The 13140-nt window shown below is 62.5% G+C and carries 13 protein-coding genes and 1 tRNA gene; 9 read left to right on the top strand and 5 right to left on the bottom strand.

Annotated features, from left to right (window positions below):
* Nucleotides 1–8 precede the first annotated feature (8 nt).
* From ACFOPO_RS13950 to ACFOPO_RS13960, 3 genes are read left to right on the top strand one after another with little or no spacing between them, the layout of a single operon-like run.
* On the top strand, nt 9–1253 hold the full coding sequence (locus ACFOPO_RS13950) for a hypothetical protein (RefSeq protein WP_386703839.1): 1245 nt from the start codon (nt 9–11) through the stop codon (nt 1251–1253).
* Entirely contained in the window at nt 1250–2317 is a 1068-nt protein-coding gene (gene mutY, locus ACFOPO_RS13955) for an A/G-specific adenine glycosylase (protein ID WP_386703841.1), read from the top strand. Before ACFOPO_RS13950 ends, mutY begins: the two co-directional genes overlap by 4 nt.
* A 3-nt stretch (nt 2318–2320) precedes the next feature.
* Complete coding sequence (locus tag ACFOPO_RS13960) at nt 2321–2593, top strand: oxidative damage protection protein (RefSeq protein WP_386703843.1); 273 nt, start codon at nt 2321–2323, stop codon at nt 2591–2593.
* Here the strand turns inward: ACFOPO_RS13960 and ACFOPO_RS13965 are convergent.
* The gene (locus ACFOPO_RS13965; protein WP_386703844.1) at nt 2590–3030 is read right to left on the bottom strand and encodes a DUF6491 family protein; all 441 of its coding nucleotides are present in this window, start codon (nt 3028–3030) and stop codon (nt 2590–2592) included. The genes ACFOPO_RS13960 and ACFOPO_RS13965 overlap by 4 nt on opposite strands.
* A 173-nt stretch (nt 3031–3203) precedes the next feature.
* On the opposite strand from ACFOPO_RS13965, the gene ACFOPO_RS13970 reads away from it, so the two are divergent.
* Nucleotides 3204–3279 (top strand) — tRNA-Phe (locus ACFOPO_RS13970).
* A 102-nt stretch (nt 3280–3381) separates the two neighbouring features.
* Here ACFOPO_RS13970 and ACFOPO_RS13975 read toward each other — a convergent pair.
* Nucleotides 3382–3651, bottom strand: a complete 270-nt coding sequence (locus ACFOPO_RS13975; protein WP_386703846.1) for a hypothetical protein — start codon at nt 3649–3651, stop codon at nt 3382–3384.
* Nucleotides 3652–4459: 808 nt separating this feature from the next.
* Here ACFOPO_RS13975 and ACFOPO_RS13980 point away from each other — a divergent pair.
* Nucleotides 4460–5260: a sensor histidine kinase gene (locus ACFOPO_RS13980; RefSeq protein ID WP_386703847.1), complete on the top strand. Its 801-nt coding sequence runs from the start codon at nt 4460–4462 to the stop codon at nt 5258–5260.
* A 285-nt stretch (nt 5261–5545) separates the two neighbouring features.
* On the opposite strand, the gene ACFOPO_RS13985 is transcribed toward ACFOPO_RS13980, so the two are convergent.
* Nucleotides 5546–6157, bottom strand: coding sequence for a DUF892 family protein (locus tag ACFOPO_RS13985; RefSeq protein WP_386703848.1), 612 nt, complete (start codon nt 6155–6157; stop codon nt 5546–5548).
* A 142-nt stretch (nt 6158–6299) separates the two neighbouring features.
* Between ACFOPO_RS13985 and ACFOPO_RS13990 the strand changes: the two genes are divergently transcribed.
* The 3 genes from ACFOPO_RS13990 (at nt 6300) to ACFOPO_RS14000 (ending at nt 8390) form a co-directional block, all read left to right on the top strand.
* Nucleotides 6300–6959 (top strand): DUF6766 family protein, encoded by a 660-nt coding sequence (locus tag ACFOPO_RS13990; protein ID WP_386703849.1) that lies wholly within the window; start codon nt 6300–6302, stop codon nt 6957–6959.
* A 452-nt stretch (nt 6960–7411) separates the two neighbouring features.
* A complete protein-coding gene (locus tag ACFOPO_RS13995) occupies nt 7412–7753 on the top strand; it encodes a hypothetical protein (RefSeq protein ID WP_386703850.1) in 342 nt (113 codons plus the stop codon).
* 223 nt (nt 7754–7976) lie between these two features.
* Nucleotides 7977–8390: a hypothetical protein gene (locus ACFOPO_RS14000; RefSeq protein ID WP_386703851.1), complete on the top strand. Its 414-nt coding sequence runs from the start codon at nt 7977–7979 to the stop codon at nt 8388–8390.
* 297 nt (nt 8391–8687) lie between these two features.
* Here the strand turns inward: ACFOPO_RS14000 and ACFOPO_RS14005 are convergent, their stop codons facing one another.
* Nucleotides 8688–10163, bottom strand: a complete 1476-nt coding sequence (locus ACFOPO_RS14005; RefSeq protein ID WP_386703852.1) for a DUF1254 domain-containing protein — start codon at nt 10161–10163, stop codon at nt 8688–8690.
* Between the two features lie 513 nt (nt 10164–10676).
* On the opposite strand from ACFOPO_RS14005, the gene ACFOPO_RS14010 reads away from it, so the two are divergent.
* Nucleotides 10677–11840: a sensor histidine kinase gene (locus ACFOPO_RS14010; RefSeq protein WP_386703854.1), complete on the top strand. Its 1164-nt coding sequence runs from the start codon at nt 10677–10679 to the stop codon at nt 11838–11840.
* 633 nt (nt 11841–12473) lie between these two features.
* On the opposite strand, the gene ACFOPO_RS14015 is transcribed toward ACFOPO_RS14010, so the two are convergent.
* The coding region (locus tag ACFOPO_RS14015) for a sensor histidine kinase (protein ID WP_386703855.1) at nt 12474–13140 on the bottom strand (667 nt) is incomplete at its 5' end.

Here is a 13140-nt window from a genome sequence, read left to right on the forward strand (position 1 = left end):
ATCGCCCCATGCGTCGCCGCAACGTCCTGCTGATCGCGCTGGTCGTGGCGTTCGTGCTGCTGGTGCTCGCGTTGCGCTGGGTGGGACAGCCCAGTCGCGTCGCCGGATTGATCCTCGCCGAAGCCAGCAAGTCGCTCGGCCTTGAGATCACCGCCGCCGGCGCCAGCGAGTACCGCTTGCGCGGCACGCCGATGCTGCTGCTGCGCGATGTCGTCGCGCGCCAGCCCGGCGCGCCGACGCCGCTGCTGCGTGCCGAGCGCATCCAGCTTGAAGTGCCCTGGGCCACCATCCGCGCGGCCGGCGACGACCTGACCGTGCGGCGCATCGAACTGGACGCACCGCAACTGGACATCGCCGCGCTGCAGCGCTGGCTGGCAACGCGACCGCCTTCGGAAACGCGCATCCCGACGTTCACCGATGGCCTGCGCCTGGTGCGCGGCCGTGTCATCGGCGATGGCTGGTCGGTCGACGCGCTCGATATCGACCTGCCCGCGCTGTATCCGCAGCGTTCGCTGTCCGCGCAATTGCGCGGACGCTTCGTCAGCGGCACCCTCGCCGCGCCGTTCGACCTCGAAGCCGCGCTCACCCGCCCCGCCGCCAACGCGGGGCTCGGCCTGACCGGCAGCGTCGGCGTCGAGCAGGCGCCGTGGTCGCTGCCGATGCGTCTCACGCTGTCCGGTCGCGTCCACGACGGCGACGACGGCCTCGGCATCGACATCGTCCGCCTCGGCGCCGCTGCGCGTTACCGCAACGGCGACACCGAACTGCCGTTCGTGTTCGGCCTCGCCGGCCCGTTGCGCGTGCACGAGGGTGAGGTTCGCATGTCGCCGCTCGGCTTCGCCCTGCGCGGACGCGACGCCATCCCGAGCCTGCACGCACGTGGCGGATTCGCGTTTGGTGACGTGCTCGCACTGCAGCTGGGCGGACTGATCGCCGACTGGCCGAAGGCCTGGCCGGAGCTGCCGGAACCCCTGGAGTCCTCGGTGTCGGCGCTGCCTTTCAGATACGAGTACCGCGGGCGCGCCGACCTCTCCAACACCAGCGCCATGCAACTGCAGCGCGATGCCACGCGTTTCGAAGGCCGCTTCCGCCTGCCGGAAGTGCTGACGTGGATCGACGCGATCGACAACGGCACGCCGCTGCCGCCGCTGGCGGGCCATCTGTCGACGCCGCGCCTGGAGATTCCCGGCGGGACGCTGGAAGGTGTCGAAGTGGACTTCACGCCCACACCGGGCGAGGCGATGTCGCCGTGACGGACCTGTTCGCCACGCGCCTGCTGGCCTGGTTCGATGTCAGCGGCCGCCACGACCTGCCGTGGCAGCACCCGCGCTCGCCGTACCGCGTGTGGCTGTCGGAGATCATGCTGCAGCAGACCCAGGTCAAGACCGCGGCGCCCTACTTCGAACGATTCATGGCCGCGCTGCCGACGTTGCGCGACCTCGCCGCCGCACCGCTCGACGACGTGCTCGCGCTGTGGTCCGGCCTCGGTTACTACGCCCGCGCACGCAACCTGCATGCCGCGGCCAAGCGCTGTGTCGAACTGCACGATGGCGAACTGCCACGCGACCTCGACGCGCTCACCGCCCTGCCCGGCATCGGCCGCAGCACCGCCGCGGCGATCGCCTCGCAGGCGTGGGGCGAGCGTTGCGCGATCCTCGACGGCAACGTCAAGCGCGTGCTCACCCGCTACCACGGCATCGACGGCTACCCCGGCCTGCCGGCAGTCGAGAAGCAACTGTGGTTGCTGGCCGAGGAGCATGTCGCCCGCGCGCAACTGCCGCCGCTGCGGATGGCCGATTACACCCAGGCGCAGATGGACCTCGGGGCCACCCTGTGCACGCGCGCCGACCCGGCCTGCGTGCTGTGCCCGATGCAGGTCGACTGCGTCGCCCGACGCGAAGGCCGCGTAGCCGACCTGCCCACGCCCAAGCCCGGCAAGACACCACCGCAGAAGTACGCGCACGTGCTTTGGGCCGAAGACAACGCCGGCCGCATCCTCCTGCAGCGCAGGCCACCGAGCGGCATCTGGGCATCGCTGTGGACGCTGCCGCAGGCCGAGGACGACACGCTGGCCCAGGACTGGTTCCAGCAGCACCTGACCGGCGATTTCTCAACCGCGCAGAAACTGCCCGCCATCGACCACGCCTTCAGCCACTACAAGCTGCAACTGCAGCCACTGCGCTGGCGCGGCACCGCGCTGCGCGGCCGGATCGGCGAGAATGACGACCTGCGCTGGGTCGCACGCGAGGAGCTCGGCGCGATCGGCATACCAGCACCGATCCGCAAACTGCTGGAAGCCAGCGCCCGGGAACCCTGAACCATGCCCCGCACCGTCTACTGCGAATACGAAAAGCGCGAAACCGAAGGCCTCGACTACGTGCCGTGGCCGGGTGAACTGGGCAAGCGCATCTTCGCCCACATCGGCAAAACCGCCTGGGCGGCATGGCTGGCGCACCAGACCATGCTGATCAACGAGAACCGGCTGTCGCCGCTCGACCCCAAGCACCGGGCCTTCCTCGAAGCCGAGATGGAGAAGTTCCTGTTCGGCGGCGACGCCGCCAAACCTGCCGGCTACGTCGCCCCGGAAACCTAAGTTTTCTCGCGCTCGGCGACCTGCGCGGCGCGCTTCTCGCTTTCGGCCTGCTTCAGCGCCTTGGCATCGACCGGACGGATTTCCTTGATCCAGCACGGGATCTGGTTGGACGCCCGGCTCAGCACGAGGACCTTGTCGAAGTTCTGGTACACCCGCCCGAACTGATTGGTCACGCTGATGGCCTGGGCGTAGTCCAGGTCCTGGCAGGTGCCCTTGAGCTCGAGCAGGTAGACCTCGCTGGGCTTGGTCCATACCGCCAGCGCCGTGTCGCCCAGGGGCGTCCAGCCATCGAGGCGGCCGAAGTACTGGAAGTTCGGAACCGGCGCGCCGGCATGGGCGCGGTACAGCTGCAATTTGTCAGCATCGCTGATGCGCGACTCGGTGGCGCAGGCGCTGGCGAGCAACGCGGCCAGGCAGGCCAGGACGAAGGCTTTCATGACGCTCTCCTGCAGCGCGCGGGCTGCCTTTGGAGGAACACGCCACAATCTTGCACCCGCCCGGCGGCGGCGCTGCAGCGGGCCGCGAACCCGTTCAGCGCACATCCGGTCTTGCCATGCCCGCCCGCGATCCGTATCATTCCGCTCCTCGCACGGCCTGACCGTCGCGGAATGGCCGGGTAGCTCAGTTGGTAGAGCAGGGGATTGAAAATCCCCGTGTCGGGGGTTCGATTCCCTCCCCGGCCACCATGATTAAACGTAAGCCCAGTAAGGCTCTCAGGCTTTACTGGGCTTTATGTTTTTGGACGCCGCAAGCTCCGTGGGTAACACCTGGGTAACACGGCAGAACGATCAGCGCCCTTCGTGCAGCGCGACTGGATCGTGGTGCAGCCGCCATGCGTTCCAGGCGCCAATGGCGAATAGCGCAAGCGCCCCCACCGCACACAGGCGCGGCGCCCACATGAATACCTCGAAGATCGGCTTCACGATGTCAGGCGCACCTGCAGCCACGCTCTTGAGGAAGGCCCCCAAGACGATCGCGAGCAGCGCGAGCACACCCGCTTGCCACTGCATGGCCGTCGCCCTGCGCTGAGCCTTCCGATACCACCTCTCAAAATCCATGCCCTGCTCCTTCGTGATTGGAGCTGGCATCAGAGCTGCTCGGAATCTCACCGGTTGCGACGCTCGCCGCTACCATCCCTGAGCATGACCCGCCGCCCGCTCCCGCCTGACATCACCTGGCGCCGTGGCTTCGTAAGCGGGCCGGCAACCACGCGCTGGCTGCACTGCGGGCCGGTGGCCGTGGCAGTGGTCGCCTTCCACAACGACCAGTGGCGGACGACCGTTAACCGGCATCTGGACATCAAGCGGGAGCGGTGCTGTCCTGCGCCCAACGAGGCACTGGCGATCGCATGGGTGGAGCGGTGGGCGGTGGCGAATGCGGGGCGGATCAGGCGCCAGACATCTAGCTAGGCTGTCGGCTCATTGACAAACGGAGCACCCTGAGGCGTTAAGATTGGCCGGCTGCGGTGGTGACTGGTGGTGCGGGAATGGGACAGCGGCTGGCCGACTTTATCGAGGCGAACAGCTCGACGATCGTAGACCGGGCGGCGCAGGTGGCGGTCTCCTTTTCCCCCTCGGCCGAGCCGCCGCCGAACACCGATCATCTTCGCGAGCACCTGCCCCTGATCGTAGCCGCCGTAGTACGGGATCTGCGCACGGTTCAGGGTCGCGCTGAGGCGGCAGAGAGGTCCCAAACCCCGGTCCTCGCCCCCGGCCCCCAGACACCGCAGCAGGAACCTACGCGAGGTTGCGTGCGCAAGGTGGGTTCACGCTCGAGCAGGTTGTCGCGGAGGTTCGTGCGCTTAGGGCTTCCGTCCTCAGGCTATGGAGTGACTCGTCCGCGCCGGATGAGCACGCGCTGCAGGACATGACGCGTTTCAATGAGGCCATAGACCAAGCGCTCGCAGCAACCATTGCGAACTTCTCGGCGGAAATCGAAGGGTGGCGAAATGTTTTTCTTGGCACCTTGGCTCACGACCTTCGTGGCCCGCTAACCGTCAACTCCTTAACTGCGGAAGTTCTTGCACGGATGACTCCGGACAGCTCGCCAGCTAAGCCGCTCGTTGAGCGACTCCAGCGTAGCGGGGCCAGGATGAAGTCGCTTCTGGATGATCTGCTCTACTACAGCAAAGCCTCGCTGGGAGGCGGCATTCGGATCATACGCGTCCAGACTAATCTCGATATCGAGCTTCAGGACGAGCTAGACCTGCTTCGGTCTCTCTTTCCAGAACATTCGATCTCGTACGAATCCGGCGGGCAGACAAGCGGGCAGTTCGACGCATCTCGCATACGTGAAGCGATGGCGAACCTTGTGATCAATGCCGCCAAGCACGGCGACCCCAGTGGACCAATCCAAGTAACACTCGAGGGTGACGGAGGTGCCATCACGTTGGTCGTCGAGAATGTAGGCCCTGTCATACCAGACCATACGATGTCCGCGCTGTTCATGCCGTTCGGCCACTTCCGGGAAGGGCCGGATTCGAATCCCGACGTGGACAGCCTCGGATTGGGCCTCTTCATCGTCCGTCAGATCGCACTGGCGCACGGCGGGACCGTTGCCGCTCGTTCCGTGGACGGCCTCACGTCATTCACCGTAGAACTACCTAGAGTGAGTAACTGCTTGATATTGGCAAGCACTGGAGGGGGTACCAAGGGCTACGGACGATAATCAACTCGGCCCGCGTCTTTCCAAGCCGTATAAATCCTGGCTTCAACGGATTCCCATCCCATTCCTGTAGCACTGGCATAAGACCGCCAGAGTTGCTCTATGTCGCGCGAGACAGCGTCCCACGACGCGTCCGGGTGCAACTCCCGAGTCTGCTCACCTATAGTGCGGATTAGCGCTGAGTAGACCGGCCGGCAGACCACCGACCGGATTTGTCGCGTACCCATGAACCTTCCCCCGAAGCTGTACGGCTCCCTCGTGTAAGCCGCACAGCTATCTGACTCTGCGTCAGATCATCTGCTCTCGAGAAGCTTCCGCTTTCGCGGCGCCGATGGCGGTTTCAACGTGCTTCACTTCTTCCGGCGGGGGAAGCACTGCTGGGAAGCCGAGGGATTGAATCCACAACTCACGACACCAGCCTTTGGTGTGGTACAGGTGATGATCTTCGTCATCTTCCACTGCATCGTATGCGGCCTTGAGAACGGCGGCTCCGTCCCACGTCGCGTGTTTGGCCACATGTCCAATCAGCTCCCAGTTTTGATGGTCCTTGGTTTCCGCGAGGACGACACATTCGGCGGCGACAAGTTCGGCAGCATCGGGCTTCGCATCTCGCATAGCCATCTCAATGGCCTCTACAAGAGAGGCCCCTTGGTGCGCGACCACTTTGCGCCCAGGGCTCTGCGCTTCAGCATCCATACCGAGGTCCTGGAACACGCGCGTCAGCACCTTCTCGTGCGTGCGGGTCTCGTCCAGATACTCTTCCCACTCTTGCCTCAGGTCAGGGTTGACGGCGGCTGAGATTGCTGCGGTATAGACCTGTATTCCACCGCGCTCGGTCTCTAGCGCCTGTAGCAGCAGTTCCTTGATCTTGGCTTCGTTAAACTTTGAAGTGCGGTCCATGGTGGCGACTCATTCATTTGGATGGTCGGATCACTATGGTCTCGCCGTTTCATCTGTAGTGTGAAGTTCCTTAACGAGAGAAAAGCGCTGGCACGCCAGCCTCACACAAGTTGTTCGAACCTCCATCGCAGGAGGGTTCCCAATGGCAACAAAGCGGACAGGTTTCTTACAAGAAAATGGGCTAAGCCTCGTGTTAGTCGCATTCATGGCGCTGTCTCTTGCTGGGCAGGTGTTGACCGGGCAAGCGGCCTACAACGATGAGCGCGTCCACGATGGTGCGCGTGCACTTGCGCTAGGGGAGTATCTGCAAAGCGGCCACTTCGTTTCGGCAATCTTCGAGAACTGGGAGAGTGAGTTCTTGCAGATGGGCCTGTATGTGCTGCTTACCGTCCGACTTCGACAAAAGGGGTCGGCGGAGTCACGACCCATGGACCCAGCGTTGGAACAAGAACGTATCGACGACGGGCCAACGCCTTGGCCGGTCACAATGGGAGGCTGGTGCCTCAAGCTGTACGGGCACTCGTTGTCGACGGTGCTCGGTCTGTTGTTCCTGCTCTCCTTCTGGCTTCACCTGGAGGGAAGCTGGAGGCACGAGCTCGAGGAACGAGCAGTAAAGGGTGAACTGCCCATCTCGCTTTGGACCCATTTTACCGACGCGCAATTCTGGTTCGAATCATTCCAGAATTGGCAAAGCGAATTTTTGGCAGTCTTCGCGCTCGTAGTGCTGAGCATCTGGCTGCGACAAAAGGACTCCCCTCAGTCCAAACCTGTCGAGGCGCCCCATAGCCAAACAGGGGCGTGAACGCGGCTGCTGGCGATCATCGTCTCCCATGGACTGGGGCCAGGATCCTTCGGACGATCGTCCTAACTGAGCTAGCCTCAAGAGCATTGGGCTTACCCCGCTGCCGTGCCGCAGATCTGCTGTTTGCGCCGCGGGGGAGGTCTAGCGGGGACTACGCGGCCCACGGTCAAATTTTCGAGAACCTTGATGACAAGCGCGCCATTCCTGGCGGCTTAACTCCACGTAACGCGCAACGCCGCAAAGACTGCGGCGTCACGTGCGGCTACCATTCTGCGCGTAACGTTGTTTGTGCATCGGACTGGTGTCATCCGCAGTCTTGCCATCCGGGCCTCCGTGCAGCTCTCTGCGAGATGAGGCTAGGCCGTGCAGATTCTTATGATCCAGAACCGCCGCGCCATTACTCAGGTGGGCAGTGCGGCGGCCCATGCCAGGCGTGCAGCTTGGGGAACCCTGTGCGCATTCTCCTCCTAGAAGACAATGCACTGATGGCTGCATGCGTAGTGCTGGCTTTGGATGCCGAGGGCCACGACACTTTTCTTGCCTCAACGATAGCCAGCGCTGTCGAGGCGGTTAGCGCCATATCCTTCGACGTGGCAATGCTCGACATCGAGATCGGCAAAGAGCTGTCTTTTGGTTTAGCCCATCACTTGTTGGACATAGGGCACAGGTTCTTCTTCACGAGCGCTCGTGATCCGAGTCTCTTGCCGGAAGCCTTTGCCCAAACACTGTATCTGCGGAAACCTTATGACATGGCTCACCTGTCTCGGATCCTGAAGGAACTGGGAACTGCGTAAGGTTCCAATGTCGTTCATCGGTTCGGCGGCAGCACCGGTCCCGACGCTTAGGAAGGCCCCATGTCCGCTGACGGGAGGCGCGCGCACCAATGCGTCGAACCCTTTTGACGTCAGGGTAACTCGCGAGCCGATAGCGTAAAAGGTTGCGGTCGTCCGACCGCGGGTGGCCGCGAGGGGTGGCGGACCGACATTGATGCTTGAACGTATCAAAAAGGAAACGTCGATGAGCACGAAGACACGCAACCTGATGATCTCCCTCGCAATCGCGACGGCCACTTTCGTCGGCTCAGCGGGAAGCGCCAGCGCTGCCGACGAATGGTTCGTGCTGGGGCAGCAGACGCTCAAGGCCAGCGATCCCAGCGCGGCGATCAAGAGCACCGGTGGCCGGTGGGAGAAGGACGTCAAACAAGTCAAGCTCGCCGTCGAAGGCGCCGACGTGCAGATCACTAACCTCGTCCTTCATTGGGACAACCGTCCGGACGACACGATGAAGGACGTGGGCGTGCTGAAGTCTGGCGGACAGACGGCGCCGGCGAATGCACCGGGGCTCAAGGGACGGCTCAAGTCCGTGACCGTCCAGTACAAGATCCTCGGCAACGCGCAAACAGCGGAACTGAAGGTTATGGGATACGACTGACCGAGCGCGACCGCGCACGTTGAGCACCATTTCCGTACTCCGTAGCGGAGTAAGGCACCCGTCAGTGATCTCACAAGGGAGCAGGACTCCCAAAGCGGTCTTTCGCCTAATTCTCTGGAGCCGATGCGCGAGTTCAACGCCTGACGATCACATTCCCTCATGGCGGCATCGAACCCCTTGGGCGAGCGCGCGCTCGCCCAAGGGGCCAAAACCGTATCCCTCGCCGACTCTCCATGCCGTTCCGGTCCGGGTCAGCAGCGCAGCTCGCCCCCGCTTTCGGCCATGGGCGGACACTCGCTAGGGTGCCTTGACCACCGGTGGTGCCTTCCATTGGTTGTCCAGCAAAGCCTGCTTTGGCCAGTAGTATCGGGCGAACATCACGAACGGCCCCTTCGGCGCGGGAAGCCAGTTGGACTCTTTGTCTTTGCCCGGCGACTCCGCCTGGATGTAGATCGTCAGTCCGCCGTCGGCGTCCTTCTTTAGACCTGGCAGCATTGGCGCGTTGATTAGATAGCGGTTGATCGGGTTCTTCACCAACAGCTGTTGGGGTAGCTCATACATGGTGTATGACCAGAATGCGTTGACCGGCGGCAGACCGTCCTTATCGAAGTGCAGCGTGTACTTCGCCTTGCCGCCGTCCAGCGGCTGGCCGTCGGCGTCCTTGTCGAGGATCGGATACAACGCCTCCTCACGCGAGTTGGCGCCGATGCCGACCTGCGTGCCAGTAGCGCGCGCGATGAAATCGTTCTTGAGGAACGCGCGATCGCCGAAGAGGCTGTCGGTCTTACCGCCCAGCGAGGCGCGCCTCGCATCGATCTCCTTCTGGCCATCCGCCATGCCCTCCTTGATTGCGGTCTGCAGATCCGGGGACAGCGCGGACAGATCGAACGGTTTCCCCGGCACGATGCCAAGCTCGGCGAAGCGGGAGTGCAGTGCTGCTTCGCTCGGGTGCGAAGGCTGAGCGAACTGCAAGAGGAACGCGAGCTGATTGAAGAACTCCGGCGAGGTCTGGTCCTTCCCGGGCGCAATGGGCTTGGGCCATTGCAACTCCGGCGCCGCCGGGGGCGGAGTGGTGCCCAGGAACGCCGACAACGGCTGAATTTTGTACCCGGCCTGGATCTGCTTCACGTTCTTGAGGTCCGCCGGATTGAACAGCTGCGTACGCCCGACCACCGTGACCAGGTCGGTCTCGGAGCGAATTACCTTGGTGATGCCCTTGGGCGTCTCGCCTTGCCACTTCGGTCCGGCTATGAGAAACGTGCCGCCATCGTTGCCGGTTGTGCGGCTGCCGATGTAGTCGAAGTTGAAGGTGTATAGGTCCATCAGCTGGAAGACGAAGTAGCGGTCCTTCTCCATTCTCGGGACGGTGATCACCATCGGCTCAGCGCGAAGGTCCAGTCCGGCAAAGGAATATGGGGTGTCCGAGTTTGGCGTTACAAACGCTGTGTCCTCTGGGGTGAACACACGCGCGATGTTGAGGATGGTGTTGAACGGCCCCTTGTACTGTGGGTTGGCCTTGTCCACCGAAAAGGCATACATCGTCTTGTATTGATCAACCAGCGGAACGCCGTAGACATACGCTTCGCTCGCGATCTTGCGCGCCTCGGCAGTAGTTGTGGCAGTGCCGGATGCCTCATCAGCGGCACGTTGCTTTCCAGATTCCGGTGCTGCCGGAACTTGCCGGTTGCACGAAGTTGCACACGCGATAGCAAGCAGCGAGAAACCTAGTGAAGCCAGAGCTCTCGTTCGGTGCGTATGCAGTTTCGCGATCATGATGGACGCCTTGTTGGAGGTCTCGCGATGAGAGACGTCTTAGCGTCAAAGTCATGTGAAGCGACTATCTGTCGCGCATCCCGACCGTGGCTCGCCCAAATGTCCGCTTTGGGCCGGAAGCGGACGGTAGCACCGGTCCCGGTGCCCAAGTAGTCCCCGACGTCCGCAATCGGCTAGAAGCGCTCATTCGCGTCGGGTCAGTGACTGTTTCGGTTTCGTTGAGCCAAGCAAGCCAGTGGCCGGTCTGCCTGGCACCGGCCAAGTTGCCGACCGCATCGGCTCCAAACCCGGCAAGCTGACCCGCTATCGGCAAATCCGAGAAATCAAGAGGTGAACGGTACGCACGCCCCGAACCTGCGTGACGGTTTCCCAGTCCAGTCAACACCTGGGCGTAACAATTTTCCGACCAACGACTCTTCAAGCGCTTCCACAACCCCACTGGACGACCGCCCGGCGGCGACACGTCCTCCAACACCACACACTGAGATTAGTCGGCGTACAGTGAGCTCGGTGATGTACCAGTTCCTAATATCGAATCGAGACGAGCTAATCGCTCGCTGCCGGGCGAAAGTGGCAGGTCGATCGCCGCCTGGTACGGCCGGGGAAGAGTTGAAGCACGGGATCACTGTGTTCCTCGATCAGGTCATAAAGACCCTTGCGTTAGAGAGGACCTCGGATCCGATGCGGAGTCGCAAAGTTTCTGGTCGCTCCGGCGGTGGAAAGCCAGCACTGTCAGAAATCGGCGAATCGGCCGCACAGCACGGCAAGGAGTTAATGCAGCACGGATTCACCGTAGAGGAAGTGGTCCATGACTACGGCGACCTGTGCCAGGCAATCACTGACCTGGCATTCGAACAGGATGCGGCGATCAGCATTGATGAGTTCAGGACACTTAACCGTTGCCTCGACAACGCCATAGCCAACGCCGTTACCGAGTTCGGCTATCAGCGCGACTTTGTCGTCGCCGATCAACAGGCCCACGCGCTCAATGAGAGACTTGGTTTCTTCGCCCACGAGCTGCGTAACCAATTGTGCACGGCCACCCTGGCGCTTTCCGTCATCAAGGGGGGCAGTGTTGGATTGGGCGGCGCCACCGGCGTCGTCCTTGACCGGGCCCTGGTGGGCTTGGGCAACCTGATCGATCGTTCCTTGGCAGAGGTCCGGATGACAGCGGGCCTGCCATTACATAACCGGCTCTTCTCTGTGGTCGACTTCCTTGCCGAGCTCAAGCTATCCGCATCGCTTGAAGCAGACGTACGGGGCTGCAAGTTGAATGTCTCCAGCGTTGACCCGCTGTTGGCGCTCGATGTGGATCGGGACCTGATCCTTGCAGCAGCAGGAAATCTCCTGCAGAACGCCTTCAAGTTCTCGCACCCTCACAGCGAAGTCACCCTTAATGCATATGCAATGGCTGATCGCGTCCTGATCGACGTCGAGGACCATTGCGGAGGCCTCCCACCAGGCGACGCGGAGAAGATGTTTCAGCCTTTCACTCAAGGGGCGCAAGACAGAAGCGGCCTCGGATTAGGCCTGTCGATCTCCCGACGAAGCATCGAGGCCAACGGGGGCATCCTTAGCGTGCGTAATGTTCCAGGTTCTGGGTGCGTCTTTACGATCGACCTTCCGCGCCACTCGGTTTCGAGGTCGCGGGCAGTTCCGGTTCCGCCTTCGGGGTAAATGGACGTTCTCAAGATTCGGTGGAGAATGCGACAGATGCTTGACGGTCGATCGCCAGATGTCTGCTTTGGATGGAAAGCGGACGTTAGCCCCGCCCCGGCGGTGGCGCATTCGACCACGCGACGGCTTCGTGGCCTTGACGTGAAGAAACCTGAGTATGCAGGGGCGGCCGTCACGCGGCGATGGCACGGCCACCTTTACGTTGTCTCTCTAGGCAGCGCGCAAGAGCGGATTGTGGAATGACCATGCAAAACCTACCGCCAGGGTGGCAGCTCAGACCGATACGCCCGAGCCGAGCTCGACGAGACTGCTGCGTTCGGCTTATCTCCCCGGACGGGCGCGAAATCGACTTCATCCACAAACCTTTCCAATATGCGTGCGAGATTGTCCGACAGTTGGAGCGCGACATGTATCTGTGGGAGCGCCAGCAAGAGAGTTCTCTTCACTGGTTCCGGATTGCGCGTCCGGAACAAGTCACTCATTCAAGTCGCTCCGAGGATGAAGAAAGTCCCGACAATTGGTTGCCGTGATCTCCACGGCTCCGCCGTAAGTCGGCTTTGGGTCGGAAGCGGACGTTAGCATCGGGCCAGTCGCTAGGTAGCCCCCGATGTCGGTTACCGGCCATGGCCGTCGTCAGGTCCGGGGTAGATGCAATTTGAAAGTCGTCGTGCCCTCCGCCGATTCCGCGCGAATAGTGCCGGCATGGGCCTGCGCGATCTGACTCACGATGAATAGTCCCAGGCCCAGGCTGGCGCGCTCCGATTCGCCGGATACGCCGCCGCGCCGGAGGGGTTCGAACATCAAGTCAAGTACCTCGCGAGGGATCGGGTCGCCCGCATTGCCGACTGCCAGCTCAGCGCTCGTGCCTTCGTCGCGGAGCTCGACGCGAATCTCGCCACCGCGCGTGCCGTACTTCTGCGCATTCACCACCAGGTTCGCCAGCGCTTCACGTATGAGTCCGGCGTCGAACATGCCGCGCAACGATTCAGGGGATTCGAAATGGATCCGGGTTTCGGGCATCGACGCGCGTAGCAGCTCGATCTCTTCGCGGCACTCATGTGCGAGGTCCACGTCCGCCTTCTTTATGTCGAAGCCCATCCCAATTTGCGCACGGCTGTACACCAGCAGCTTGTCCAACAATTCGCGCATACGCGCGCCGCTACGAATGAGGCGTTGCGCGGCGGCTGCAATCGGGGCATCGACCGCCACGCGCGCGATCATCTGGGATGACATCACGATGGCGCTTAGGGGGCTGCGCAGATCGTGGCCCAGCACGCCCAGGAAAATGTTGCGCCACCGC

Source organism: Lysobacter sp. GCM10012299 (assembly GCF_042649405.1).
Classification (GTDB): Bacteria; Pseudomonadota; Gammaproteobacteria; order Xanthomonadales; family Xanthomonadaceae; genus Lysobacter_J.

Excerpts from the sequence above, each read along its gene's own strand:
- ACFOPO_RS13990 (WP_386703849.1), top strand. The coding sequence starts at position 6,300 with ATGGCAACAAAGCGGACAGGTTTCTTACAAGAAAATGGGCTAAGCCTC.
- ACFOPO_RS14000 (WP_386703851.1), top strand. The coding sequence starts at position 7,977 with ATGAGCACGAAGACACGCAACCTGATGATCTCCCTCGCAATCGCGACG.
- ACFOPO_RS14005 (WP_386703852.1), bottom strand. The coding sequence starts at position 10,163 with ATGATCGCGAAACTGCATACGCACCGAACGAGAGCTCTGGCTTCACTA.
- ACFOPO_RS13960 (WP_386703843.1), top strand. The coding sequence starts at position 2,321 with ATGCCCCGCACCGTCTACTGCGAATACGAAAAGCGCGAAACCGAAGGC.
- ACFOPO_RS13950 (WP_386703839.1), top strand. The coding sequence starts at position 9 with ATGCGTCGCCGCAACGTCCTGCTGATCGCGCTGGTCGTGGCGTTCGTG.
- ACFOPO_RS13980 (WP_386703847.1), top strand. The coding sequence starts at position 4,460 with ATGACGCGTTTCAATGAGGCCATAGACCAAGCGCTCGCAGCAACCATT.
- ACFOPO_RS14010 (WP_386703854.1), top strand. The coding sequence starts at position 10,677 with ATGTACCAGTTCCTAATATCGAATCGAGACGAGCTAATCGCTCGCTGC.
- ACFOPO_RS13975 (WP_386703846.1), bottom strand. The coding sequence starts at position 3,651 with ATGGATTTTGAGAGGTGGTATCGGAAGGCTCAGCGCAGGGCGACGGCC.
- ACFOPO_RS13965 (WP_386703844.1), bottom strand. The coding sequence starts at position 3,030 with ATGAAAGCCTTCGTCCTGGCCTGCCTGGCCGCGTTGCTCGCCAGCGCC.
- ACFOPO_RS13985 (WP_386703848.1), bottom strand. The coding sequence starts at position 6,157 with ATGGACCGCACTTCAAAGTTTAACGAAGCCAAGATCAAGGAACTGCTG.